This is a genomic window from Micromonospora sp. PRAS1, from assembly GCF_059553435.1.
Genome location: NZ_JCANNB010000136.1, coordinates 1 through 234 on the forward strand (window position 1 = coordinate 1; position 234 = coordinate 234).

1 protein-coding gene is annotated in these 234 nt (G+C 75.2%); it reads left to right on the forward strand.

What is annotated here, in order from left to right; all coding sequences use genetic code 11:
- Positions 1–234 (forward strand): hypothetical protein (locus AC507J_RS32430; RefSeq protein ID WP_496294400.1); only part of this gene is annotated, 234 nt, incomplete at both ends.

The following is a 234-nucleotide window of genomic DNA, read 5'->3' on the forward strand; positions in this document are numbered from 1 at the left end:
CGCGAGGTGCGGACCCGGCTGATCGCCGAGGAGTCAACCGCCCGTGGCGGCCGCCGCGAGTTCAACGCGCTCGGTGGCCCGGTCGGCAGCAGGTACGCCAGCGGCGGCGAGATCGACGGCCCGCACGGATACGACGCCGTCCCGGTGTGGGCGACCCGTGGCGAGTGGATCAGCACCGTCGACGCGACCAGGCGCAACCGGGCTGCGCTGGAGGCGGCCAACGCGGGCGCGAAG